At 57.6% G+C, this 23,327-nt stretch carries 23 protein-coding genes; 16 read left to right on the top strand and 7 right to left on the bottom strand.

Annotation, left to right across the window (positions count from 1 at the left end):
• The first annotated feature begins 43 nt into the window (after positions 1–43).
• The 6 genes from ccoG to CFT68_RS00755 all read left to right on the top strand — a co-directional run bounded on the left by ccoG (position 44) and on the right by CFT68_RS00755 (position 5,168).
• Positions 44–1,453 (top strand): cytochrome c oxidase accessory protein CcoG, encoded by a 1,410-nt coding sequence (gene ccoG / locus CFT68_RS00780; RefSeq protein ID WP_088841526.1) that lies wholly within the window; start codon positions 44–46, stop codon positions 1,451–1,453.
• Between the two features lie 57 nt (positions 1,454–1,510).
• Positions 1,511–1,972, top strand: a complete 462-nt coding sequence (locus tag CFT68_RS00775) for a FixH family protein (RefSeq protein ID WP_088841525.1) — start codon at positions 1,511–1,513, stop codon at positions 1,970–1,972.
• 90 nt (positions 1,973–2,062) lie between these two features.
• Entirely contained in the window at positions 2,063–2,749 is a 687-nt protein-coding gene (locus CFT68_RS00770; RefSeq protein WP_141106385.1) for a hypothetical protein, read from the top strand.
• Between the two features lie 78 nt (positions 2,750–2,827).
• Positions 2,828–3,556, top strand: a complete 729-nt coding sequence (locus CFT68_RS00765) for a sulfite exporter TauE/SafE family protein (RefSeq protein WP_088841523.1) — start codon at positions 2,828–2,830, stop codon at positions 3,554–3,556.
• A 42-nt stretch (positions 3,557–3,598) separates the two neighbouring features.
• Positions 3,599–4,522, top strand: coding sequence for a universal stress protein (locus CFT68_RS00760; protein ID WP_088841522.1), 924 nt, complete (start codon positions 3,599–3,601; stop codon positions 4,520–4,522).
• 145 nt (positions 4,523–4,667) lie between these two features.
• Positions 4,668–5,168, top strand: coding sequence for a metallophosphoesterase family protein (locus tag CFT68_RS00755; RefSeq protein WP_088841521.1), 501 nt, complete (start codon positions 4,668–4,670; stop codon positions 5,166–5,168).
• A gap of 288 nt (positions 5,169–5,456) precedes the next feature.
• Here the strand turns inward: CFT68_RS00755 and CFT68_RS21725 are convergent, their stop codons facing one another.
• Positions 5,457–5,615, bottom strand: a complete 159-nt coding sequence (locus CFT68_RS21725; protein ID WP_170934663.1) for a hypothetical protein — start codon at positions 5,613–5,615, stop codon at positions 5,457–5,459.
• A 98-nt stretch (positions 5,616–5,713) separates the two neighbouring features.
• Between CFT68_RS21725 and CFT68_RS00750 the strand changes: the two genes are divergently transcribed.
• The 4 genes from CFT68_RS00750 (at position 5,714) to CFT68_RS00735 (ending at position 9,607) form a co-directional block, all read left to right on the top strand.
• Positions 5,714–6,739 carry a threonine aldolase family protein gene (locus CFT68_RS00750; RefSeq protein WP_088841520.1) on the top strand — a complete coding sequence of 342 codons (1,026 nt, stop codon included), beginning with the start codon at positions 5,714–5,716 and terminating at the stop codon, positions 6,737–6,739.
• Between the two features lie 170 nt (positions 6,740–6,909).
• Positions 6,910–8,181 carry a cation:proton antiporter gene (locus tag CFT68_RS00745; protein WP_088843626.1) on the top strand — a complete coding sequence of 424 codons (1,272 nt, stop codon included), beginning with the start codon at positions 6,910–6,912 and terminating at the stop codon, positions 8,179–8,181.
• 119 nt (positions 8,182–8,300) lie between these two features.
• The gene (locus tag CFT68_RS00740; RefSeq protein ID WP_088841519.1) at positions 8,301–8,954 is read left to right on the top strand and encodes a metallophosphoesterase; all 654 of its coding nucleotides are present in this window, start codon (positions 8,301–8,303) and stop codon (positions 8,952–8,954) included.
• 29 nt (positions 8,955–8,983) lie between these two features.
• Entirely contained in the window at positions 8,984–9,607 is a 624-nt protein-coding gene (locus CFT68_RS00735; protein ID WP_088841518.1) for a DNA-3-methyladenine glycosylase family protein, read from the top strand.
• A gap of 25 nt (positions 9,608–9,632) precedes the next feature.
• On the opposite strand, the gene CFT68_RS00730 is transcribed toward CFT68_RS00735, so the two are convergent.
• Positions 9,633–9,914: a hypothetical protein gene (locus tag CFT68_RS00730; RefSeq protein WP_088841517.1), complete on the bottom strand. Its 282-nt coding sequence runs from the start codon at positions 9,912–9,914 to the stop codon at positions 9,633–9,635.
• Positions 9,915–9,951: 37 nt separating this feature from the next.
• Positions 9,952–10,872 carry a DUF58 domain-containing protein gene (locus tag CFT68_RS00725; protein ID WP_088841516.1) on the bottom strand — a complete coding sequence of 307 codons (921 nt, stop codon included), beginning with the start codon at positions 10,870–10,872 and terminating at the stop codon, positions 9,952–9,954.
• A gap of 317 nt (positions 10,873–11,189) precedes the next feature.
• On the opposite strand from CFT68_RS00725, the gene CFT68_RS00720 reads away from it, so the two are divergent.
• From CFT68_RS00720 to CFT68_RS00705, 4 genes are all read left to right on the top strand, one after another.
• On the top strand, positions 11,190–11,534 hold the full coding sequence (locus CFT68_RS00720; RefSeq protein ID WP_088841515.1) for a DUF3276 family protein: 345 nt from the start codon (positions 11,190–11,192) through the stop codon (positions 11,532–11,534).
• A gap of 254 nt (positions 11,535–11,788) precedes the next feature.
• Complete coding sequence (ychF, locus tag CFT68_RS00715; RefSeq protein WP_088841514.1) at positions 11,789–12,886, top strand: redox-regulated ATPase YchF; 1,098 nt, start codon at positions 11,789–11,791, stop codon at positions 12,884–12,886.
• Between the two features lie 26 nt (positions 12,887–12,912).
• Positions 12,913–13,122 carry an alkylphosphonate utilization protein gene (locus CFT68_RS00710; RefSeq protein ID WP_088841513.1) on the top strand — a complete coding sequence of 70 codons (210 nt, stop codon included), beginning with the start codon at positions 12,913–12,915 and terminating at the stop codon, positions 13,120–13,122.
• 79 nt (positions 13,123–13,201) lie between these two features.
• Complete coding sequence (locus CFT68_RS00705) at positions 13,202–13,759, top strand: suppressor of fused domain protein (RefSeq protein ID WP_088841512.1); 558 nt, start codon at positions 13,202–13,204, stop codon at positions 13,757–13,759.
• Position 13,760: 1 nt separating this feature from the next.
• On the opposite strand, the gene CFT68_RS00700 is transcribed toward CFT68_RS00705, so the two are convergent.
• Positions 13,761–15,215 carry a M48 family metalloprotease gene (locus CFT68_RS00700; RefSeq protein ID WP_088841511.1) on the bottom strand — a complete coding sequence of 485 codons (1,455 nt, stop codon included), beginning with the start codon at positions 15,213–15,215 and terminating at the stop codon, positions 13,761–13,763.
• 151 nt (positions 15,216–15,366) lie between these two features.
• The gene (locus tag CFT68_RS00695; RefSeq protein ID WP_088841510.1) at positions 15,367–16,665 is read right to left on the bottom strand and encodes a cation:proton antiporter; all 1,299 of its coding nucleotides are present in this window, start codon (positions 16,663–16,665) and stop codon (positions 15,367–15,369) included.
• Positions 16,666–17,209: 544 nt separating this feature from the next.
• On the opposite strand from CFT68_RS00695, the gene lepB reads away from it, so the two are divergent.
• Positions 17,210–18,367, top strand: a complete 1,158-nt coding sequence (gene lepB, locus CFT68_RS00690; protein WP_088841509.1) for a signal peptidase I — start codon at positions 17,210–17,212, stop codon at positions 18,365–18,367.
• 100 nt (positions 18,368–18,467) lie between these two features.
• On the opposite strand, the gene CFT68_RS00685 is transcribed toward lepB, so the two are convergent.
• Complete coding sequence (locus CFT68_RS00685; RefSeq protein WP_088841508.1) at positions 18,468–19,817, bottom strand: type IX secretion system plug protein; 1,350 nt, start codon at positions 19,815–19,817, stop codon at positions 18,468–18,470.
• Positions 19,818–20,109: 292 nt separating this feature from the next.
• On the opposite strand from CFT68_RS00685, the gene CFT68_RS00680 reads away from it, so the two are divergent.
• Complete coding sequence (locus CFT68_RS00680; protein ID WP_088841507.1) at positions 20,110–21,123, top strand: methyltransferase; 1,014 nt, start codon at positions 20,110–20,112, stop codon at positions 21,121–21,123.
• Positions 21,124–21,252: 129 nt separating this feature from the next.
• Here the strand turns inward: CFT68_RS00680 and CFT68_RS00675 are convergent, their stop codons facing one another.
• Positions 21,253–23,148 carry an ABC-F family ATP-binding cassette domain-containing protein gene (locus CFT68_RS00675; protein WP_088841506.1) on the bottom strand — a complete coding sequence of 632 codons (1,896 nt, stop codon included), beginning with the start codon at positions 23,146–23,148 and terminating at the stop codon, positions 21,253–21,255.
• Positions 23,149–23,327: the final 179 nt, after the last annotated feature.

Genomic DNA, 23,327 nt, shown 5'->3' with positions numbered 1-23,327 from the left:
GACAAGCGGACGCCAGATCAAGCAGGACAATTATACCAGTATAATGGCCACGAAAACGTTTCATCCTAACGACGACTTCCGCAACACCATCTCGACGGTAGATGCAGAAGGGAAGCGCGTCTGGCTGTACCCCAAGAAACCCAGCGGACGGCTCTTCAAGGCCCGCAAGTGGATCAGCTACGGCCTGCTGGCCATGCTGTTTGCGGGGCCTTGGCTGCGAATTGGCGGGCTGCCCCTGTTGATGATGAACCTGCCCGAGCGGAAGTTCATCATCTTCGGTCAGATCTTCTGGCCCCAGGATTTCTTCATTCTGCTGGTGGCGGCCCTGGCGTTTACGTTGTTCGTTATCCTGTTCACGGTGGTGTATGGGCGGGTGTTCTGCGGCTGGGTCTGCCCCCAGACTATCTTCCTGGAAATGGTATTCCGGCGCATTGAGTACTGGCTGGAAGGCGACGCGCCCCAGCAAAAAGCCCTCGACCGCGCCGACTGGGACTGGAACAAAACCTGGCGCAAAACCACCAAGCACGCGCTGTTTCTGCTGATTTCGTTTCTGATTGCCAACACCTTCCTGGCCTACATCATCGGGACGGATGCGCTGGTACAGATCGTGACGGATTCGCCTAGCCAGCACTTGGGTGGCCTAGCCTCTATGGTGGTTTTCACGGGCGTGTTTTACGCGGTGTTTGCCCGGTTTCGGGAGCAGGTGTGCACCATTGCCTGCCCCTACGGCCGCCTACAGGGCGTGATGCTTGACAAAGACACCCCAGTAGTGGCCTACGACTACCAGCGCGGTGAGCCCCGCGAGAAGCTGCGCAAAAACCAGCAGCGCACCGCTGGCGACTGCATCGACTGCCACCAGTGCGTGCAGGTGTGCCCCACCGGCATCGATATCCGCAACGGCGCCCAGCAGCTAGAATGCACTAACTGCACCGCCTGCATTGATGCCTGCAACAATATCATGGCCCTCGTGGATCTGCCCCAGGGCCTCATCCGCCACGCTTCGGAAAACAACATTGCCCAGGGCACGCCCTTCCGCCTAACGGGCCGCATGAAGGCGCTTTCGGGGGCGCTGGTGGTCCTGCTGATGGGCCTCACGTTCCTGCTGGCTTCGCGCTCCAACGTGCAGGCTACCGTCCTGCGCACGCCGGGCCAGCTGTTCCAGAAAACCGAGCGCGGCACCATTTCCAACCTCTACAATATCTCCGTCATCAACAAAACCAACCACCCTTACCCTATCACGCTGCGGGTGTTGGAGCCAGCCGGCGGCACCATCTCGCTGGTAGGCAAGGATGGGCTGACGCTGCCGGCGCAGGGCATTACAGAAGGCGTCTTCTTCGCCGAGTTACCCAAGTCTTCGCTGCATACCACCAACGAGAAAATCCGCATTGGCGTGTTCAGCGGCGGCCAACTGATTACGGAAACGAAAACCAAGTTCCTGGGGCCGGTCCAATAGTCCCGCTAGGCCTGCCTCAACTGGCCAGCGAAGCCCCCGGCATTTTCCCTTCTTCCCATGACAACCACAAAACGCACCCTCTGGCCTTACGCCATCATTGCCGCCTTCGTGCTGTTTGCCAGCTACATCGGCTTCATGGTGCAGCAAGCCATGCGCACCAGCGTAGACCTGGTCAGCGACGATTATTATCAGCAGGAACTGGCCTACCAGCAGCGCATCGAGTCGGTGGCGCGTACGGCGGCGCTGCCGGCCCCGGTGGTGGTAGAGTATGAGGCCGCCACCCAACGCCTCACGCTGCAGCTGCCGCCATCTATGGCTGGCCAAGCCGTGGAGGGCACGCTGCACTTTTTCCGCCCCTCCGATAAGCAACTGGATTTCAAGCTGCCCTTCGAGCCCACTGGCACCCCGCACCAGCAGGAGTTGAACACCAGCAAGCTAAAGCCCGGCCGCTGGCAGCTGCGCCTCGATTTCAAGGCTGGCACCCAACAGTACTACCTGGAAAAAGAGCTTTCCATCTGAGGCGAAAAAGCTGCTTACCTAAGCAGATTCTCTGCTTAATAACTCTATCAGAATTTAGTGGCCTACGGCCCGTCCTGCATCATTCTCGCTATGAAATACTTCCTTCCTGTGCTGAGCCTAGGCCTCTTCCTGACTGCCTGCGGAGACGTGAAAAATCCCAACGGCATGCCCGATCAGCCCACCAGCCAGGAGCCAGTGAAAATCATATCCGCTGACCCAGCAAAGCCCGACCCGCAGGCCGCCAAAACCGAAAACCCCGTGATGCCCGCCGATACTTCCGTGGCCGGGGCATGGCTGCTGCTAGACGGCGCCCTACGCAGCCACGATGCCCAGGTGCTCAACCAGCTCATGGACCCCGAGTATGGCCTCTGGGTGCTGGAACAAGCGGGCGGCAAGCCCTTGGTTACGCGCGTAGCCGATGTAGACGCCTTCCGCGACCAGCGCCAACAGCCGATTTTTGCTCTGGATAAAAAGCTCATGACCTGCGCTGCTCCTACTTCCCTGCCCAAGCTGCCAGTGGCCGCTTGCCCGGCCGGCAAGTTCCCAGAATCAGGCTGCTTCCATGGGCCTGCCACCGCGTTTCGGGCACTGGGTTTCTGGCCTGGCGCTACCGTTAAGGGCGGCACCCGCCAGCAGGGCGAGGCTGCACAAGGCCGTATAGTTCGCTCTGTGCTCCAAACCAACACCGGCTATCAGTTTCACTTCTCTAAATCGGCCGGCTCCGGCGGGCGCTGGCGCTTGGTCTTTATTGATCTGCGCGGCGCCTGCGGGGTATAGACCAGTTCAGCTGAGTTAACCCAAGCGCGCTCCCACTCCTATCCTCGGCCGCGAGGCCACTCTGCCCCGTTTTTCATCATGCTCTGGACTGGTTTCTTATTCGGCTTGCTAAGTAGCTTTCACTGCGTAGGCATGTGCGGGGCTATTGCGCTGGCATTGCCGGGGCAGAGCACGGGCGGGCGCAGGCACTTCGTGTGGGGGCGGCTGCTCTACAATCTGGGCCGCGTCACGACCTACACGTTCCTGGGCGTGGCGGCCGGTGCGCTAGGCCAGAGCCTGCGCCTAGCTGGTTGGCAACAAGGTCTTTCCATTGCCTCAGGCCTCCTGATTCTGCTATTAGTGGCTGTGCCCGAACGCTACACAAGCCGTGTAACGGCTGTACTGGGTCTGAGCCGGGTGCTGGCCGCCGTGAAAAACCGCCTGGCCTACTACTTCCAGCAGCCCACGGCCCGCGCGCTTTACACCACTGGCCTACTGAACGGGTTGCTGCCCTGCGGCATGGTGTACCTGGCGCTGGCCGGGGCCTTGAGCGCGCCCGGCGTTGGGGGCTCGGCGGCCTACATGGCGCTATTTGGGCTGGGCACGCTGCCGCTTATGCTGGCGCTTTCCCTTACGGGCCAGTTGGTGCCACTGCTCTGGCGGCGGCGCCTCACGCGGGCAGTGCCCTATATGGCCACGGTGCTGGCGGTGCTCTTTATCGTGCGCGGCCTGGGCCTGGGCATTCCCTACATGAGTCCGCGCCTGAGCCCACCGGCAGCAGCCCAGAGTGGCCTAGAACAGCCCCGCAGCGTGCATTACTGTCATTAATTTCTCTTCCTTCTTCGGCCACGGCCCTACCCTTTGCTCCTGATGAAAACCATCCTCGTTCCCATCGACTTTACCGCCGCTGCCGAACCTACCCTGGCCTACGCCAACAAGCTGGCTGTGCGCTGGCCCGCCGAAATCGTGCTGGTATATAGCCAAGCCGGCCCTGAGCTGGCCACTGAAGAGCGGGAAGCACTAAAGGGTCGGCTGGAGACGTTGGCCGAGCGTCTGCGCTACCGGGAACTGGTGCGCCAGGATGCCCGCCGTATCCGCTACAGCTACGAAGTGGTGTCGGGCTGCCTCCACGACCAGGTGCAAGCCCTGGTGGCCCGCTACGGTGCCGATCTGGTAGTAATGGGCCTGGAGCACACTGATTGCGGCAAGCCTGCCACCAATGGCGACAATGCCGTCCGCATCACGGAGCTGGTGCCCTGCCCGGTGCTGGTGGTGCCGCCGGGCCGACGTTCGTTGCCTACCCGCATGGTGTACGCCACCGATTTTGGGCATCTGCCGCTGCCCACGCTGCCGCGCTTGTCGGCGCTGGCGGGGGCACTACCGGGCACGTTGGAACTGGTGCAGATGTACTCGCCTCAGCAGCGTGGCAACCTCACCTACCTCAAGCGCGCCGTAGCCGCCAGCAAAGCCCAGCTGGCCTGGCCTACCATCACTACCAAGATGGTGGAAGACGATGACCCCATCGAGGGCATCAGCGACTACTGTGCCCGTACCCAAGCCCAGCTGCTAATCCTCACGCCCTCAAGCGAAAGTGAGCTCATCCGCTTTTTCGATAAGTGCTACGCTCTCACCCAGGCCTACCACCTCCAGATTCCGGTGCTGGTACTGGGCCAGCCCGCCCAGCAGGCCTCTACCGTCTGCTGCGAGCGGTGCGCCAAGGAGCTGCACAATAAAAGCGTAGAGCAGCTACTGGTGGAGGCTTCCATCACAAAACGGCCGACTAGCCTGACGTAGGCCTATTGAGGCCATCAGCTTCCTGATTTTTTGAGCTGCGGCGGAAGCGGGCAGCGTGTACCTTTCGGCTGATTCAGGCCTGGCGGTATACGTTGCCCGCTTCCGGCGCGTATAGGCCACTCAAACCTACCTCCTCAGCATCAACATGAAGAAAATCGGCCTGCTCTCCGATACCCATAGCTACCTCGACGACCGCATCCTGCACCACCTCCAAGGCTGCGACGAAATCTGGCACGCCGGCGACTTCGGCACCGCTGCCGTGGCAGAAGAGCTGGAAACAGTGTCCCCTCTGCGCGGCGTGTATGGCAACATCGATGGCCGCGACGTACGCCTCACGCAGCCGCTGGTGCAGCACTTCGAGGTGGAAGGCCTGTGGGTGCTCATGACGCATATTGGCGGCTACCCGGGCCACTATAGCCCCGCAGGCCGCGCCCTGGTGCAGGAGCAGCGCCCTGGCCTCTTCATCAGCGGCCACTCCCACATCCTCAAAGTAATGCCCGACTCGCGCCTGGGCCTTTTGCACCTTAACCCCGGCGCCGCGGGACGCCACGGCTTTCACAAAGTGCGCACCATGCTTCGCTTCGAGGTAGAAAACGGTAAAGTCCAGCAGCTGCAAGCCATTGAGTTGGGGCCGCGCGTGGGGTAGCCATTAACTGGCCTAGGAGAATTTCGTGCGGCCGGTGACCCCACCCCAACCCCTCCCCTCGGGGAGAGGGGCTTAGATTAGCACTGTAACGACTTCTCTAGCTGAGGTTGCCAAAGTAAAATAAACCCCTCTCCCCGAGGGGAGGGGTTGGGGTGGGGTCAACGGCCGCACAACGTTAAAGTGGCCTAGCAACAAAAAAGCGCCTCTCCTTTGCAGGAAAGACGCTTTGGAATTTCTGACGAAAACCCACCGACACCGGGGTAGGTGTGCCAGACACAAAAACGCAGCTTAAGCGGCGGCTTCGGTCTTGGTGAAGCGGGCTTTCAGCTCCTCGATGTCTACGTTCTTCAGAACGGGGGTCAGGAGTAGTTGCTTGATAACACGCTGCTTGTTGTTAGCGCGGGCAATATTCTTGCGGTGCTTCCGCTTCAGACGGGTAACGCTCATTTTTCCGGGTCGGTTAAAGTCTTTCTGTAAATGAGGGGCAAAAGTAAGTACTAAATTTGACACCGGGAAACCTTTCCCGTATTTCCAGCAAACATCTTATGAGCCTCCCCTTGATTGACCTGCGCTCGGACACCGTCACGCGCCCCACTCCTGCCATGCTCGACGCCATGTTTCATGCCCGCGTCGGCGATGATGTATACGAGGAAGACCCCACCGTACGGGCCCTGGAGCAGGAAGCCGCCAGCCGTTTCGGCCTAGAAGCCGGCCTGTTCTGCCCCTCCGGCACCATGACCAACCAGATTGCCATCAAGGCCCACACCGAGCCTTTGTCGGAAGTGGTCTGTGAGCAGACTTCGCATATTTATTTGTGGGAAGTAGGCGGCATTGCCTTCCACTCGGGGGCTTCGGTGGCTTTGCTACCCGGCAACCGCGGCCGCCTCACGGCCGAGCAGGTGGAAGCCGCCATCCGGCCCGTGAACGTCCACTACCCCACCACCAGCCTCATCTCCCTCGAAAACACCCACAACCGCGGCGGCGGAAGCTGCTATGAACTGTCGGAAATCGAGAGCATTGCTGAAGTAGCTCAGCGCCACGGCATTCCGCTCCACCTAGATGGCGCCCGCGTGTTCAACGCGCTGGTAGCCACGGGCCAGTCGGCGAAGGAATACGGCCGCCTGTTCGATACGATTTCGGTGTGCCTCTCTAAAGGGCTGGGCGCGCCGGTGGGCTCCGTGCTGCTGGGCAGCAAGCAATTCATCCAGAAAACCAAGCGCATCCGGAAGGTGATGGGTGGCGGCATGCGCCAGGCCGGCTACATTGCCGCCGCTGGCCTCTATGCCCTCGAACACAATGTGGAGCGCCTCGCCGACGACCACGCTCGCGCCCAACGCCTCGGGGCTACACTAGCCATGCAGCCCTACGTGGCTACTGTATTGCCCGTCGAGACCAACCTAGTTATCTTCAAATTAGAAGATAGCATGCCAGCTGAGCAATTCCTGACGAAGCTGGAAGCGCAAGGCATCAAGGCATCGTCTTTCGGCCCCCAGATGATTCGCTTCGTGACCCACCTGGATGTGGATGATGCCATGATTGAGCGCATTGAAGCCGCCCTGACTGGCCTATAAGCCAGTTTATCAGGTTACCTTGGTGCCCTGCCAAAAGCTTCTTTTCCCTGGTAAGGAGGCTTCTGGCAGGGTGCTTTTTGTTCTTGCCCACCGCCCAACCAACTCAGGTTGGCACCGTGCATGGTGCATTCTGCGTAAGCTGGTTTTCCTACGCTTTTCCCGTTCTGCCTATGCAGCTATACAATACGTTCGCACTCCTGCTGGTGATGGCAGCCATTTTTGGGTACATCAACCACCGTTTTCTGCGGTTGCCCAGCACCATTGGCCTGATGATTCTGGCGCTGGTTTCCTCGCTGATTACGGTTGGCTTGGGCCACCTGGGCGTTGATTGGGTACTAACGGCCAGCCAGCTCCTGCGAGCCATCGACTTTCATACGGTGCTCATGCAGGTGATGCTCAGCTTTCTGCTCTTTGCGGGAGCCATCCATGTAGATGTGCGCGCCCTTGGCGACCAACGCTTGCCGGTTGCGGCTCTGGCCTCCGTGGGCACTTTGGTTTCTACGGCGCTGGTAGCCAGCACCATGTATTATATATTGCCGCTGTTTGGGCTCAACATCGACTTTATTTACTGCCTGCTTTTCGGCTGCCTTATCTCTCCCACCGACCCCATTGCGGTGCTGGGAATTCTCAAGGAGGCTCGCATCAATAAATCACTGGAAATCAATATCGTCGGCGAATCCTTATTCAACGATGGCATTGCCGTGGTGCTGTTCGTGAGCCTGTTTCAGATTGCCCAGTTCGGGGCGGCCGAGGCCACGGCTAGTGTGATAGGCGAACTGTTTTTGCGGGAAGCCGTGGGCGGAATATTGCTGGGCGCGGCCCTGGGCTACGCCACTTTCTGGGCCCTGCGGACCATTGACAACTATCAGGTGGAAGTCATTATCACGCTGGCACTGGTGATGGGCGGCACGGCGTTGGCCACGGCCTTGCATACGTCCGGGCCGCTGGCCATTGTGGTGGCGGGCCTCATTGTAGGCGACAAAGGCCGCGCCCTGGGCATGTCGGACCTCACGCGGGAGTACCTGGATAAGTTCTGGGAAATTCTGGATGAGATTCTGAACGCGGTGCTGTTTGTGTTAATCGGTCTGGAAATGCTGATTCTGGACATCAACCGCACTATTCTGCTGGTAGGGGCCGTAGCCATTGTGGTAGTGCTACTGGCCCGGTTGGCATCGGTGGCCCTGCCCCTGAGCTTGCTGCGCAGCCGCTTCGAGTTCAACCGGCCCAACCTGCGCATACTCACCTGGGGTGGCCTACGCGGCGGCATCTCGGTGGCGCTGGCTCTCTCGCTGCCGGAAACCATGCCCCGCGACCTAATTGTGGGCATTACTTATGTAGTAGTTATCTTCAGCATTATTGTACAGGGCCTCACAATTGGGCCATTGGTAAAGCGCCTGGGGCTTACCATGGCCCCCGATGACGAGCCCATAACCGTACACTAATTCTACTCAGAGCAGTGGCCTAGCAGACCACCGTGTACCTCCGCTAGTTCACTTCCGGGCAACGCACCAGAAGTGGCCCGTAGTTGTACTTGCTCCGCTTCTCCCCTTACCCGCCCGCTATGAATCTATTCGTCATCGGTGATGTACACGGCTGCTACCATACGCTGCTGGAGCTGCTGCAGCAGTGGAACCCCGCCGAGGAGGTACTCCTGCAAACCGGCGACCTGGTAGACCGCGGCCACTACAGCCCCGAGTGCGTGCAGCTGGCCCAGGATCTGCAAACCCGCCACCCCGACCGCACTGTGTTTCTGCTGGGCAACCACGAGTATGAGATGCTGAAGCACTACGGCCCCCACGGCCCCAACCTGGCCTGGATGAAGTGGGGCGGCCGCGAAACCGTGCAGCAGTACAAAGCGCGCCCTTCGTGGCTACAGCCGCATCTGGCCTGGGTAGCGCAGCGACCCTTGTTTTGGGAAAACGACCACGTACTCGTCAGCCATGCCGGCTTTGCCGATGTAGCCGAACCCCTCAACCCAGCGAATATGGATGGCGTGCTTTGGCGCCGCGGCCCGCTCCTGAACGTGGGCAAACGGCAGGTAATTGGCCACACGCCCACTGCCAACGGCGAGCCAACCTTCGACCCTACCGCCAACGTCTTCAATATTGATACGGGCGCCTACATGGGCCGCGCCCTGACTGGCCTACGGCTCTCCCCCACCGGCGAGCTACTGGCCGAATTTTCCGTACCCACTCATACCATGGATATTGTTTAGCCGACCTGGCTAGGCCACTACTTGATCTTATGCATTCTCCTGACCCCGCCCTAGGCCACCTTTCCGGGGCTGATCCTGTTCTGGCTCGCCTCATTGCGCAGGGCCGCCCTATTCAGCCAGCCGCCCACGAAGACCTGTACCTGGCGCTGCTGCGGGCCATTGTGAGCCAGCAGATTTCCACGAAAGCCGCCGCCGCCATCTGGCGGAAGGTGCAGGCGCTGTTTGCCCCCGACGGCTACCCCGAGCCGGCGGCCCTGTTGCTGCTCACGGATGAAGACTTGCGCACCGCCGGCATTTCGCGCCAGAAAGCGGGCTATCTGCGCGCCATTGCCGATTTCGCCCAACGCGACCAGCTCGACCACGCCCATCTCAGCCAGCTTAATGCCGATGCCTTCACGGCTCACCTCACCCAGATAAAAGGCGTCGGCCGCTGGACTGCCCAGATGCTGCAGATGTTTGCCCTGGATCAGCCTGATGTGTTTCCGGAGGGCGACCTAGGCATTCAGAACGCCATGCGCAAGCACTATGGCCTGGAGGAGACCGGCCGGGCCCTGCTCAAACGCATGACGGAAATAGCGGAAGCCTGGCGCCCGCATCGCACGCTGGCCAGCAAGTATCTGTGGCAGTCGTTGGATAACACGCCCGCCAAGTAGCAGCCGCTAGGCCACCTTAACTTCCCTACTCAGAAGCATTGGGCGCCTCACCTGAGCCTGCGGGCTCCGGACGAGAAGTATAGCGGGCGGCTCGTTCGGCGGCAATTTTAGCTTCCTCGGCCTGCTCGCGCTGCTGGCTTTCCTTCCACACCACTGCCATGATGATAGCTACCGAAATATACGGCAGCACCATGGCCACCAACAGCCATTTCCACCAGGAGCGGCCATACATGTGCGCGGTGTACACGGTAAATACCAGCGGTAAAAACCAGGCCACCACCCCTCCTGCAATAATCGGTACGTTCATAGTTGCAAAGATCGTCTAAATAGTAGCGCTAGGCCACTTACCGCACCTTTCCACGCTTCACTAGGTAGGCGTATAGCACCTTGTCGAACGGCTCCCGGATATCTACGGGCACGAAGTCAATCTTATACTGCCCGCAGCGCAGGGCCAGTTCCCGCTCATAGGCCAGCATGGCCGTGCGGTATTGGTCGCGCACTTGGCCGGGTTGCAGCTTAATCGTCTGGCCCGTTTCCACGTCCTCGAAGATGTAGGGCCGGTCCTGAAAATTAAAATCCGACTCCGTGGCGCGGTCCATCACGTGGAACAGCAGCACCTCATGGTGTTGGTGGCGCAGGTGCTGCAGGGCGGCCAGCACCTGCGTCTGCTCTTCCGGAGCGCGCCCCAGCATATCCGAAAACAGGATAACCAAAGACCGTTTCGGGATTTGCTGGGCAATCTGATGGATAACGGCCGCCACATCCGTAACGGACTTTCGCGCCGGCGCATCGCGCTCCAGAAGTTGTTGCAACGTGAGCAGCAGCGTGTGGCGGTGGGTGCTGGTGGAGCGTACTGGTGTCTGGAGTTCTACCTGGTCGGAGAACGTAACGAGGCCAACCGCATCGCGCTGTTTCTGCAGAAGCGTAGTGATGGCCGCGGCGCATAGCACCGAAAACCGCAGCTTATCGTGGCCCGGCGCGGGGTAATACATGCTGGGGCTCACGTCCAGCAGGAGGTGGCAGCGCAGGTTGGTTTCTTCCTCGTAGCGCTTTACAAACAGCTTATCGGTGCGGGCAAACACCTTCCAGTCGAGGTGGCGCGTGCTTTCGCCGGGGTTATAGAGGCGGTGCTCCGAGAACTCCACCGAGAAGCCATGATACGGCGACTGATGCAGGCCCGTGATGAAGCCTTCCACCAGTTGGCGGGCCAGAAACTCCAGGTTCTCAAAAGAGCGAACGGCGGCCAGATCGAGCGGTTGAGCCATAACGATAACGCGAAAAAAGCATGAGAAAGGCAAGGTACAACGCAGCGTGCACTCCCACTGGTAAGCCCGAAACCACGTCTATGGTTCTAGGCCACCACATAGGGATAATTTAATATATCAGGTCTACCTAATTTAGTAACAGTGCTAACGCAAAAAGGGCCTGATTCTTGTCGGAGCGTAATCTGCCATTAGTGAGTGCGGTAGGTCAGACTTTGGATTGAAAAAGCTAGTCTTTAAATTTTTATATCTGGTACCAAGCTGCTATTTTGCGCTGAACTTCAAACATCTTGGAATAACAAAACTTTACTGAAGGCCCTGTGGAAGATCGTCAAGACCAGGAAGAAATCTATTCCCAACGCATTAAGGCTGGCAAACGCACGTATTTTTTCGACGTGAAAGCCACCCGCGGACAGGATTATTATCTGACTATTACCGAAAGCAAACGTCGTCTGCGCGATGACGACACCTTCTCCTATGAGAAGCATAAGATTTTCCTCTACAAGGAAGACTTCCTGAAGTTTGTAGATGCCCTGCAGGACGCAGTGGACTACGTTCGTGAAGAGCTCCTGACGGCTGAGGAAGTAGCAGAGTTGGACCGCCCCCGGCCCACGTACGATGGAGAAGGCTTCGCTCCTTCCCGCTCCGCCGACGACAATTTTTAATCACCTTTTTCCGGAAGTCTAGAGAAACACTCCTTACTTAACCGCATTTTTCCGCTTCCCACTACACGGCGCGCCCGGCTTCGGCCCAGGCGCGCCGTTTTGGGTTTGCGGGTGGCCTAGTGGGAATCCCATTGGGCCGTTCTGCCGCCTAGGCCACTTGGGGCCGTGCTTTCCCCGAAAAAGCCCCGTACCTTTGCGCCACGAGGTGGCCTAGCGGCCGATTTCACAACTTCTCAACTTCACAACTCTACTATATGGGTCTCCGCTGCGGTATCGTCGGCCTGCCGAACGTCGGCAAATCCACGCTCTTCAACGCTCTTTCTAATGCCAAGGCCGAGTCGGCCAACTACCCATTCTGCACTATCGAGCCGAACGTGGGCGTGATTACCGTGCCCGACGAGCGGCTACAGATTCTGGAGGCGCTGGTGAACCCCAAGCGGGTGCTGCCCACCATCATTGAGTTCGTGGACATTGCCGGCCTCGTGAAAGGCGCAAGCAAAGGCGAAGGCCTCGGCAACAAGTTCCTGGCCAACATCCGGGAAGTAGATGCCATTATCCACGTGGTGCGCTGCTTCGATGACCCGAACATTGTGCACGTAGCCGGTGGCGTTGACCCCGTGTTTGATAAAGACGTGATTGATACGGAGCTTCAGATCAAAGATTTGGAGAGCGTAGATAAGAAGCTGGCGAAGTCGGAGCGCTCGGCCAAAGGCGGCGACGCCCAGGCTAAGAAGGAAGTAGCGGCCCTGCAGAAATTCAAGACTGCTCTGGAAGATGGCCAGAACGCTCGCGCCGTAGCCGCTACCCCCGAGGAGCTGGAGGCCGTTGCCGATCTGCAGCTGCTCACCATCAAGCCGGTTATTTACGTGGCCAACGTAGATGAGGCCAGCACCACTACCGGCAACAAGTACACGGAGGCTCTGCAAGCGCACGTGGCTCAGGAAGGCGCGGAAGTAGTACTGGTGTCGGCCGCCATCGAGTCGCAGATTGCGGAGATGGAAGACCCCGAGGAAAAGGAAATGTTCCTGGGCGAGTACGGCCTCACGGAGTCGGGCCTGAACCGCCTGATCCGCGCCTCCTACTCCCTGCTCAACCTAATTACCTACTTCACGGCCGGTGTGCAGGAAGTACGCGCCTGGACCATCCACCGCGGCGACAAAGCCCCCGCCGCCGCCGGCGTTATCCACTCCGACTTCGAGAAAGGCTTCATCCGGGCTGAGGTAATCAAGCTGGCCGATTACCAGGAGTACAAGACCGAAGTAAAGATCAAGGAAGCCGGTAAGATGGCCGTAGAAGGCAAAGAATACGTGGTGCAGGACGGCGACATCATGCACTTCCGCTTCAACGTCTAACTGCTTCTCCTACTCTGTTTACTCACATGGACGTAAAAGACAGCAACGGCAACCTGCTCGCCGAAGGCGACTCGGTTATCATTACCAAGGACCTGAAGGTGAAAGGCATGGCGCAGGCGTTGAAGCGCGGCACCGTGGTTAAAAACATCCGCCTCACCAACAGCCCTGCTGAGATTGAAGGCAGAGCCGGCGGCAGTGTGTTGGTTATCAAAACCGAATTCGTGAAGAAGGCCTAGGCCACTTCCGTAGCTACTCTGTAACTTAAACGCCCCGGCCGATTGATTCGACCGGGGCGTTTTTATTTAGATCAGTTTGATGGGTGCACTTGAAAAGTATTTAGAACACCTTGATAGAATATTTCAAATAGAGCCTGAGTTCTATCCTGAAAGGACACTTATTGAGGGACTGTATGGTGTGACGAGCATCGTTTATAGAGATATACCGGAACCTGGCATGGTCACAGGTATAACTTTTGGTCTCTCATTATTGGACCACCCTGAATGGCAGCTCAGTCGCCCAGAACTTTGTATTAGTGTCGAGTCTGACGACACCTCTTGGGCTCGGGTTGCAGGATACCTAGCGAATCAGGGTCGTGGTAAGCTAGGTTTTTGCTACGGGGATACGATTAATTTTCGAGCTCAAATAGCCGATGACTCAGAGATGGATGCATTCTTGATCTTTGCTCCGGCAATTCTAGACAGCCAAGACTATCTGAACATTGATATTGGGCAGGAATACAAGATTAATGTTGCCGGTCTGTTTCCTATTTACTCCTCTGAAATTGGCGTTTGCCACGAAATGGGTTTTGAGAAGTTCTGGCATCATCCAGATTTTGATATGTATGATGTAAAGCGGAAAAGAATTCAACTTTAGTTTACTTCCCTACCACTTTAAACAACATACCAGCCGTCATTTTATCGGTGGTTTTCATGCCGTTGAGGATGGCCATTTCCTCGTAGCGCTTCGAGGGAATCCCGTTAGCGGCGAGGGCGGAGGCCAGCGTCTGGCCGGCTTTAGCGGTTTTGATGCGCACCCGCTCGGGCTGTTTGTTGAGCTTGTTGGCATCCGTGAGGCGCTTAAAGCCCTGGGCAACGCTCTGGAAGGTGCCGCCGTAGGTGTTTAGGGTACCGGGGCCACAGAGGCCTACCAGCGCATACACCGTTTGCCCATCCTGAATCAGATAGCTAAGCGTGCTGGCCGTAATGCCCTGCTGGCCGGTTTGCTGATCCTGGCCTACCTGGTCGCCCTGGATAACTACGGCCGGGAAACCGTTGACGGTGGTCTTCTGGGCCTGGGCATTCTGCAGTTTCAGCTGCTCGGCCAGGGCCTGGGCGGTTTCATCGAGGCCTTTGTTGCCGGCGGGCAGCAGCACCATAACGGCTTTGCCATTGGGCTCGGCCATCTGGAACTGGCTGGGTGAGTTCTGCGACTTCCAGCCCTGAGGCACCGGGAACTGGAACTTCAGATCGGGGTGGTAGAACACGCTGTTTTCTATGTAGCCCTCGCGGGGGTTGTCGCCGTACGGCAGGCCCTCGATCATCCGCAGGTACTGGTCGCGATTGACGGCTAACTGGCGGCCAGCCTGCTGTTCAGCTTGCAGAGCCAGCTTTTTCACGTTGGTGTACCGGTCAGCGGAGTTGGGGTGCGACGACAGGAACGTAGGCACGGTGGCGGCGCCGCTGCTCTGCTCGGTGCGCGCCAGCGTCAGGAAAAAATCGGCCATAGAAGCCGGATCGTACCCGATTTTGCTAGAGTACTTTACGCCCAGCTTATCCGATTCGTTTTCATCATCGCGACCATACTTCAGTAGGCCGATGCCCACCACCTGCGAGGCCGGCTGGGCAATAGAAGCCACGCGCTTAGACAGAATGGAACCCAGAATCAGGGCACCGTTGGCAATGGTGGAGCGGGTTTGCTGCTTCTGGCCGTGGCGCGCCGTAATGTGCCCGATTTCATGACCGAGCACCCCGCTAAACTGGGCTTCGTTGTTGAAATACGCCAGAATACCACGGGTAAAGTACACGTGGCCATCGGGTGTGGCAAAGGCGTTGATGATGGGCGAATCGACCACAGTAAAGCCCTTTACATCAGCTGGGCGGTCGGATATTTTGCCCATCTGCATGCCTCTCTGGTCGATGTAGCTTTGCAGCTTGGCATTATCAAGCAAGCCAAACTGCGCGATGACACCAGGGTCGGGTTGGGCACCCTGCACCGGCTTGGTGGCAGGGGCAACAGCCAGGGTTGGCGCGCTGGAACGAGAGCCGGTAAGCGGCAGCAGAAGCGTCAGCGAAAGGCCGGCGCTAAGAGCATAGGAGAGCGTAGAGTACATGGTGGGAGAGAGCTTAATGGTTGTAGCAAGGGCAGAGATACGTCTGCAACGAGCCTTGGCTAGTCCAAGTTGCGGACCAGACTGGTGGCCTACACTGGCCTAGGGTAGGCGAAAGGCGTGCCAGGGTTTTCTGTCTGGCTGCGCAAACGCCTCAGGAAGCCCGAATTTGCGGCTTGTTTTCGCCCTCCTGCAACGCTTTTTCCTCCTCTTCTATCACCGTCGGGCGACCGTGGTAGCGGTCTACCCAGTTCATGACGGGCGTGGCCAGCGTACCGTGCAGCACCACTGACAACAGTACGGTGAAGCCAGTAGTAGCCCACAGCTCGCGGGCATCGGGAAAGTGCCGCTCGTTGGTGGCGTAGGCCAGGTAGAAGAAGGAACCAATGCCCCGAATGCCGAAAAACGAAATAGCCAGCCGCTCGGGCCAGCTGGCGCGGCTGCGTGCCAGCACCAGCAAGCCGCCTAACGGGCGCAACACCAGCACCAGAAACAGGCCTAGCGCCACCCCGCCCCACGTGAGTGGTGCCAGCAGCCCACGCACAAGAGCGCCCCCAAACAGAATCAGAATCACGACAATAAGCAGGCGCTCCATCTGGTCCGTAAATTCGTGCATTTCGGTGTGGTACTCATGGCTGCGCTCGTGGCTGCGCAGCGTGACGGCGGCCACAAACACCGCCAGGAAGCCGTAGCCGTGCAGAAGCTCCGTGACACCGTAGGCCGTGAGCGTGACGGCCAGCGCCACGAATCCGTAGGCCTCCGGGCTTATCCGGACACGGTGGGGCAGGTCGAAAATAAGAAACGACAGTGCCCGCCCCGCCAGCCAACCCGCCAGCAAGCCCATACCCGAGCGGTAGAGCACATCCATCCAGGCCCAATGCAGAAGGCGCTCGGTGAAAGGCAGGGCCACAACGGTCAGGGCCAGGGCCAGATGCACGAATGGAAACGCCAGGCCATCATTCAACCCCGCCTCACCAGTGAGGGCAAACCGGACGGTATCTTCACGACCCTCCCCCGGGTTGCCAACCTGCACGTCGCCGGCCAGTACGGGGTCAGTGGGGGCCAGCGTGGCAGCCAACAGCAGCGCCGAAGCAGGCAGCAGGCCCGCCACACGCCACGCCACTACGGCAAAAATGGCAATGGTGATAACCATCAGAATCATCACCAGCTGCAACGGGGTGCGCCAGCGCAGGAAGGAAAACTTGCGGTCTATTTTAAGCCCGGTACCCGTCAGAGCTACCGTCACGCAGAGCTCTGTGAGGTGCATGAAGAAGTTGGCATGCTCGATTGGGTCGGGAGTTGGCAAGCCGATGGGCAGCCAGTAAATCAAGGCCCCCAACCCTACGAACAAAATTGGGTACGACAACGGATACTTTTTCAGCAGAGAGGGCAGCCAGGCAACGCCCAAAATGGCGACGCCCAGCACGACCATGACTAGATTGTAGTGCGGCATGTAGCAGAGTCCAGGACAGGTGATTTCTCGCCCTTACGCAAGCCCAGCCATACTGGCTGCAACTGACCGGATATTACTCGCTCTAGGCCAGTCTACAATGAGCGTAAACAGGGGTGCGGAGGATACTCCCATAAGCGAGTGGCCTAGACTGCGCGGACAGTAAAGAAAGCACGGTCATTCTGAGCGTGTCGAAGAATCTCGCATGCTGACGTTGCTGTAAACCGCACGTCATCCTGACGAAGGAAGGATCTTGTCACGTATGAATGACTCGTTCTAAACGAGTTGTGCCAGCGTGAGAAGATCCTTGCTTCGTCAGGATGACGTGCTAGAATAAACCCGCGAGATTCCTCGACAAGCTCGGAATGCCTGTTATTACGGGAGCGGGTAACACTCATCTCCACGCATCTTCGCAGCCAGCTTAAAGAAAGCTTCTTGCTAAGACAATATATAGCAATGCGTCTACGTATGAGGTTCGCCAAGCATTCAGGCGATTAAGGAAAATCTCCGTTGGTGTTGCAGGCACGCCATCTTTTTACATACTCTTATGAAGCTATTTACCCGTAAGCGCACAACTTCGGCTCCGCCCAAAACTACCTTCCAGGAGTGGCGCAACTCCCTGATTTTCGCCATCACAGCTGCCACATTCATTCGGTGGTCGGCGGTAGAGGCCTACACCATCCCGACGCCCAGCATGGAAAACTCCCTGCTCGTCGGCGACTATCTGTTTGTGAGCCGGCTGCACTACGGCCCTATCACGCCCCAAACACCCCTGCAGATTCCGCTTACCCACCAGAAAGACCCGGTTTTTGGCCTCAAAACCTACTCCGATCTGATTCAGCTTCCCACTTACCGCTTCCCAGGGTTTAGCTCCATTCAGCGCAACGATGTGGTGGTGTTTCATGTGCCGCACGAGCAGCAGCGCCCCGCCGATCAGCGCACGCACCTCATCAAGCGCTGTGTGGCCATTGCCGGCGATATGGTGGCAATCCGGAAGGGGCAGGTGTTTGTGAATGGCAAGCCGAGCACACCGGCCGGCAAGCTCCAGACCAACTACTTCCTGGAAGTAGAAACGCCCAACGACGAAGTCCGCCAGGCCCTCCACGACCAGGGCGTGGTAGACTACAACCAGCCCGACGGCATCCCGCAGGCCTTCACCAACCCCGAAACGGGAAAAACGGGATTCAGCATCAGCTGCACCGAACCAGTGGCCGCTTACCTGCGCCGGCAGCCGTATGTTAAGGAGCTTACCCTGGAGGATATTCAGGTGCCGGACTACACCCTGTTTCCCGACGCCGCCGACTTCCACGTATCCCAGGCCGTCAGTGCCGCCCCGCACCACTGGCAGCTCGACGACTACGGTCCGCTCCCCGTCCCGAAAAAAGGCCAGACCATTGCGCTTACTGCTGACAACGCCGCTATCTACTACAAAATCATTGCGCAGTACGAGCACAACGAGGGCGTAACCTGGAAGGATGGCCTCATCTACCAAAACGGTAAGCTCCTGACCCAGTACACCATCAAGCAGAACTATTACTTCATGATGGGCGACAACCGTCACAACTCCGAAGACTCGCGCTTTTGGGGTTTCGTGCCCGAAGATCATGTGGTAGGCAAGGCCGTGCTGGTCTGGTTATCCGTTGATCCTAATGCCGACCTGCTCCACAAAATCCGCTGGAGCCATATGTTCCGCCCATTTAGTTGAGGACGTTTGCCCTTGGGGTACTGTACACGTACGCCTTCTAGGCCACTAGAAACAGCAAGAGGCCGCCAGTAACTGGCGGCCTCTTGCTGTTTCTAGTGGCCTAGGGCTGACGACCATTTACATCTATGGTCTGGTACCCGATCAGCAAATCGGCGCGGGTGCCGGGTGGGCGGTAATACACGAGCAGGTCGTAGCGGTTTTCGGTTTCCTGATGGCTACCTTCCCAATATACGCTGTTAGGGCCCTGTGGCGTCTGGACGGCGTAGATGTAATTATAGTAGCCTTGCTTGAGTAGCGCTTGACCCCTGTACTCCTGGGCAACGGCATCGTAGGTGAGCTTGAACTCATCCTTGAACTGCCAATCGGTGAGGGCGCCTAGCACGTACACGGGACCCGGCGCCGGCTGTTCGGCTTTCAGATGGAAGCCAACCATAAGGTAGTCGCCGTTGGTGGCGCCGTTGCCGTATTCGCGGCTCTCAATCACACGCTGCCCGTTGATGTCGTCGTATTGGGTATAGCGCTGGCCGTTGCGGGTAGTTTCGGGCAGCAGTTCGGCGGTACGGGGCGCGCTGTTGGCATCTATCTGGCCTACGCCTACCCCCGCCGAGCGGAACGTGCGCAGATCGAAAAAGCGGAACTCGCTCAGTCCCGGAAAGGTGTTTTCGAAGTTGAAGTATTGGTAGTCGAGCTGGCGCTCGGCTTCGCGCACAAACGTGGGCCGCAGGTTGTACTTCGCATTATCCCAGCGGAAATTCTGGCGCAGCACCACCTTCACTTCCTGCGAGGGGTTGATGATCTGCATGTTGTAGCGAATCCCAAAGTCGAGCTGCTGCAGGGTGTACCGCTCCGCTCCGGCCACCGGAATGCCCTGCTTCAGCACCACCTGCACGCCGTCCTCATCATACACCAGTACCCGCCGCGACACCAACGGTGTGCCGCCGGGGCTGCTCACCACCCACAAGTAATTGCCCGAAAGCTTCACGCGCGGCATCTGGGTGCGGTAGTGGTAGTAGGGCACCTTGGTGGCGTTAGAAACGCGATAGTCCGTGATGAACTGCTCGTTGATTTCACTCAGGAACTGCATATCTGTGAGCACCGAGGGCTGCCAGTTAACATCGCAATGCACCAGCTTCGCTGAGAGCCTTCCGCCCTGCCCTCCTATTACATCAAACTCCAGCATCACGGGCTGCCCCTGGCCTAACGAAACGATGGGCGGGTTGAACACCTCATTGGCCTGCCCCGTGGGCACGTAGCACTGCACCGTCCGCACGTTGGGGTCGTAGATGGCGTCTTCGTAGCGTAGCGTTTTGTCGGCGTAGTATTCTGTGCCGCCTTTCTGCCCGGTGGCGGGTGGCCTACGAGCCGCGTTGGGGTCGGTGATGGGCGTGCCCAGCGGAACGCAGGCAGTAGCAGCAAGCAGCAGAAGCGGGAGGGTAGGCAGTAAGCGCATAGGCGAAAGTAGCGCGAAGCAGGAGCTCCTCACTACTTTACTTACGTTTTCAGCTCCTTTTTGTGCCTCATTGCTCCTTTTCTTTTATGATGACTGGCAGGCAGCTCTCCTTAATAGCTGCCTTCATCAGTCAAGCGGAGTGGCAGCAGGGAAATTTGGAGCGTAGTTCGGGACATATAGTATGGTAATAACAGCCCATTACCAGCTGAAGTCAGTCTATAATATCCAAATAATATATTAAATAATACAATTCCAATAATTAACTTACATTGTATAAAAACTATATACAACCATGAAGCAAGCATCTGCCCCCGACCAACTCATGCAAATGCTTTTCGGCTTTGCTGCTTCACGCGCCATCGGAGTTGCGGCTGAGCTCCGCGTTGCTGACCATTTGCAACACGGCCCGAAAACAGCGGAGGAACTGGCAATGCACTTAGCAGTTCATGCCCGGTCCTTGTACCGTGTACTGCGCGCGTGCGCCAGCATTGGCGTGTTTGCTGAAGATGAGGAAATGCGTTTTTCCTTAACGCCCTTAGCAGAGCCCTTGTTAAGTGATGCGCCCGGCAGTTTGCGAGCTTTTGCCGAAATGATTACAACAGATTGGCAATATCAAACCTGGGCAGAGCTAACCTATAGTGTAAAAACCGGCAAACCATCCTTTGACAAAGTGCATGGCATGTCGTCGTTTGATTATTTCTGGACGCACGAAAGAGAAGGGAAACAGTTTAATGATGCCATGACGAGCAACAGTGCTTTCAGCAGCGTTGCCGTTGTGAATGCCTACGATTTTTCTCCTATTTCTACATTAGTTGATGTAGGCGGCGGGCATGGCTTTTTATTGGCGTCTATTCTGGAAAAGTACCCCAGCGTTAAAGGGATTCTGTACGACACACAGGCAGTCATTACAGCAGCTGGAGAGCTTTTAGCGCGTCATGGTGTGTTGGAAAGATGTGAGCGAGTTGGGGGTAATTTCTTTGACCATGTCCCTCCAGGAGGAGATGCCTATATCATGAAGCATATCATCCATGACTGGAATGATGACCAATGCATCACGATACTCAAAAACTGCCGTGGCGCCATGCAAGAAGGCGGCAAGGTGCTGATTGTTGAGATGATTGTGCCGGAAGGGAACGAGCCTTCGCCGGCTAAATTCCTTGATTTGCAGATGTTGCAGTACTTGCCCGGATGTGAACGTACGGCAAAAGAATACCGCGAGCTGCTTCATGAAGCAGGTTTTGAACTAGCCCGAATTGTACCAACGATGTCGCCATTCAGTATCCTGGAAGGCGTCAGTAAGGCGTGACGTTAGCCAACGAAAAACTCCATCTGTTCTGGGCAGAATCCCGGCTTTGTGGGAAGTCTGTAGTCGTTGAAAACGAAACGCCCCGCTTGAATCTGCTTCAAGCGGGGCGTTTCTATAGAATGCTTTCTATTACATCTCGGCTAGTACTTCCCAACGGTCGTTCAGCTGGGCCAGCTCTTTTTTCACCTGCTCAAATTTGAGCGTGGCGTCTTTGAGCTGGGAGGTGTTGTTGTAGGTAGCTGGGTCGGCAAGTTGAGCTTCATATTGGGCCAACTCCTTCTCCAAGATGCCAATGCGGGCTTCCACTTCCTCCAACTCCTTCTTTTGCTTGGAGCTGCTAGGGCTATTCGTCGTCTTAACTGGCTCGGGCTTAGGAAGCGGCTTTGGGGCCGAAGGCGACGGCAGGCCCGCTTTTTTGGCGGCCTTCTCGCGGTCTTCCTGCCACTGCTCGTACTCGGCGTAGGTGCCGGGGTACTCCTTCAGCTGGTAGTCCTCGATATACCAGATCTTGTTGGCCACGTTCTCCACGAAGAAACGGTCGTGGCTAATCACGATGTAGGTGCCTTGGTACTGATCCAAGGCCTGGATCAGGATGTTCACCGACTGCATGTCCAAGTGGTTGGTCGGTTCGTCGAGGAGCAGGAAGTTAGCTTCCGAAATCAGCGTTTTGGCCAGGGCCACACGGCTTTTCTCACCCCCCGACAGCACCTTGATTTTCTTGTACACCTCGTCGCCGGTGAACAGGAAGGAACCGAGCACCGAACGCAATTCCATTTCGGAGCGCTTCGAGCCGGCTTCTACCATTTCCTGCAGAATCTCGTTATCGATGCGCAGGCTTTCCAGCTGGTGCTGGGCGTAGAACGACATGATGACGTTGTGGCCTAGCTGGTGGTTGCCGGTAGTAGGCGTCTCGGAGCCGGCTACCAAACGCATCAGCGTCGATTTGCCTTTACCGTTGGCCCCAATCAGCGCGATTTTGTCGCCGCGCTCGATGTGCACGTGCGTATCGCGGAAGATGAGCTTCTCGCCATACTTCTTGCCCACGTGCTCCATGCGCAGGATATGGCGGCCCGGCGTCACGGTGAAGTTGAACTTGATGTTCACTTTGGCGTCGTCGCCGGCTACATCCTCAATGCGCTCCAGCTTGTCCAGGGCCTTCACGCGGCTCTGGGCCTGCTTGGCTTTGGAGGCCTTGGCCTTGAAGCGCTCAATGAACCTCTCGGCCTGCTTAATCTGGGCCTGCTGGTTTTCGAAAGCGCCTTTCTGAATGGCGTTGCGCTCCTCTTTCTCTTCGAGGTAGAAGCTGTAGTTGCCGGCGTAGGGCACCAGCTTACCACCCGTTACCTCTACCGTGGTGTTGGTGGTGCGGTCCAGGAATTCCCGGTCGTGCGACACGATGATCACGGCGCCTTCGTAGCCGGCCAGGTAGTTCTCAATCCACTTAATGGAGGGCAAGTCCAAGTGGTTGGTAGGTTCGTCGAGGAGAAGTAGCGAGGGTTGCTGAAGCAGGATTTTGGCTAGCATCACGCGCATGCGCCAGCCACCCGAGAACAGCTTCAGGGGGCGTTGCAGCTCCTCGGTAGTGAAGCCCAGGCCTTCCAGAATCTCTTCGGTGCGGGCCTGCATGGTGTAGCCGCCCAGTGCCTCGAAGCGCTCCTGCAGATCGGCCAGTTTCTCTACCAGATCATCGGTGTAGTTGGTTTCAAACTCCAGCAGTACCTCATCAATCTGCTTCTGAATGTTGAGGGCCTCGCCGAAGGCTTGCATGGCCACAATCAGGATGGGCTCGTGCGAGTCGTAGGAAAGCAAATCCTGGTTCAGGAAGCCCAGGCTCACATCCTTACTCATAGAAATGCTACCGCCGTCGGGCTTGTATTCGCCCACCAGAATGCGCAGCAGCGTAGATTTACCCCGGCCATTGAGGCCAATAAGGCCGATCTTATCCTTGGGCTTGATGTGCAGACTGGCTTTATCGTACAGGGTACGCGAGCCGAAATGAAAGTCGAGGTCAGTAATGGAAATCATCCTACTTTGCGGGCTATGAAGCCGCAAAGGTACGGGTTTCTGAGCGCTACTATTCTATGGGTTTTGAATCCATTGTTCCAGATCCTTCACACCTGACTCAAGGCAGTCTACAAGTCCGAATCAAAACTCCCAAAAACAAGAGAGCCCACCATATCGGTGGGCTCTCTTGCTCTTGTAGG

It is taken from the genome of Hymenobacter gelipurpurascens (assembly GCF_900187375.1).
Taxonomy (GTDB): Bacteria; Bacteroidota; Bacteroidia; order Cytophagales; family Hymenobacteraceae; genus Hymenobacter; species Hymenobacter gelipurpurascens.
This window is presented reverse-complemented; position numbering and strand designations above follow the sequence as displayed.

Bases quoted from the DNA above. Each gene is read 5' to 3' on its own strand.
- CFT68_RS21725 (WP_170934663.1), bottom strand. From the start codon at position 5,615: ATGAGCGTTACCCGTCTGAAGCGGAAGCACCGCAAGAATATTGCCCGC.
- CFT68_RS00770 (WP_141106385.1), top strand. From the start codon at position 2,063: ATGAAATACTTCCTTCCTGTGCTGAGCCTAGGCCTCTTCCTGACTGCC.
- CFT68_RS00755 (WP_088841521.1), top strand. From the start codon at position 4,668: ATGAAGAAAATCGGCCTGCTCTCCGATACCCATAGCTACCTCGACGAC.
- CFT68_RS00685 (WP_088841508.1), bottom strand. From the start codon at position 19,817: ATGCGCTTACTGCCTACCCTCCCGCTTCTGCTGCTTGCTGCTACTGCC.
- lepB (WP_088841509.1), top strand. From the start codon at position 17,210: ATGAAGCTATTTACCCGTAAGCGCACAACTTCGGCTCCGCCCAAAACT.
- CFT68_RS00750 (WP_088841520.1), top strand. From the start codon at position 5,714: ATGAGCCTCCCCTTGATTGACCTGCGCTCGGACACCGTCACGCGCCCC.
- CFT68_RS00740 (WP_088841519.1), top strand. From the start codon at position 8,301: ATGAATCTATTCGTCATCGGTGATGTACACGGCTGCTACCATACGCTG.
- CFT68_RS00710 (WP_088841513.1), top strand. From the start codon at position 12,913: ATGGACGTAAAAGACAGCAACGGCAACCTGCTCGCCGAAGGCGACTCG.
- CFT68_RS00765 (WP_088841523.1), top strand. From the start codon at position 2,828: ATGCTCTGGACTGGTTTCTTATTCGGCTTGCTAAGTAGCTTTCACTGC.
- ychF (WP_088841514.1), top strand. From the start codon at position 11,789: ATGGGTCTCCGCTGCGGTATCGTCGGCCTGCCGAACGTCGGCAAATCC.
- CFT68_RS00680 (WP_088841507.1), top strand. From the start codon at position 20,110: ATGAAGCAAGCATCTGCCCCCGACCAACTCATGCAAATGCTTTTCGGC.
- CFT68_RS00725 (WP_088841516.1), bottom strand. From the start codon at position 10,872: ATGGCTCAACCGCTCGATCTGGCCGCCGTTCGCTCTTTTGAGAACCTG.
- CFT68_RS00730 (WP_088841517.1), bottom strand. From the start codon at position 9,914: ATGAACGTACCGATTATTGCAGGAGGGGTGGTGGCCTGGTTTTTACCG.
- CFT68_RS00745 (WP_088843626.1), top strand. From the start codon at position 6,910: ATGCAGCTATACAATACGTTCGCACTCCTGCTGGTGATGGCAGCCATT.
- CFT68_RS00735 (WP_088841518.1), top strand. From the start codon at position 8,984: ATGCATTCTCCTGACCCCGCCCTAGGCCACCTTTCCGGGGCTGATCCT.
- CFT68_RS00775 (WP_088841525.1), top strand. From the start codon at position 1,511: ATGACAACCACAAAACGCACCCTCTGGCCTTACGCCATCATTGCCGCC.
- ccoG (WP_088841526.1), top strand. From the start codon at position 44: ATGGCCACGAAAACGTTTCATCCTAACGACGACTTCCGCAACACCATC.
- CFT68_RS00705 (WP_088841512.1), top strand. From the start codon at position 13,202: ATGGGTGCACTTGAAAAGTATTTAGAACACCTTGATAGAATATTTCAA.
- CFT68_RS00675 (WP_088841506.1), bottom strand. From the start codon at position 23,148: ATGATTTCCATTACTGACCTCGACTTTCATTTCGGCTCGCGTACCCTG.
- CFT68_RS00695 (WP_088841510.1), bottom strand. From the start codon at position 16,665: ATGCCGCACTACAATCTAGTCATGGTCGTGCTGGGCGTCGCCATTTTG.
- CFT68_RS00700 (WP_088841511.1), bottom strand. From the start codon at position 15,215: ATGTACTCTACGCTCTCCTATGCTCTTAGCGCCGGCCTTTCGCTGACG.
- CFT68_RS00760 (WP_088841522.1), top strand. From the start codon at position 3,599: ATGAAAACCATCCTCGTTCCCATCGACTTTACCGCCGCTGCCGAACCT.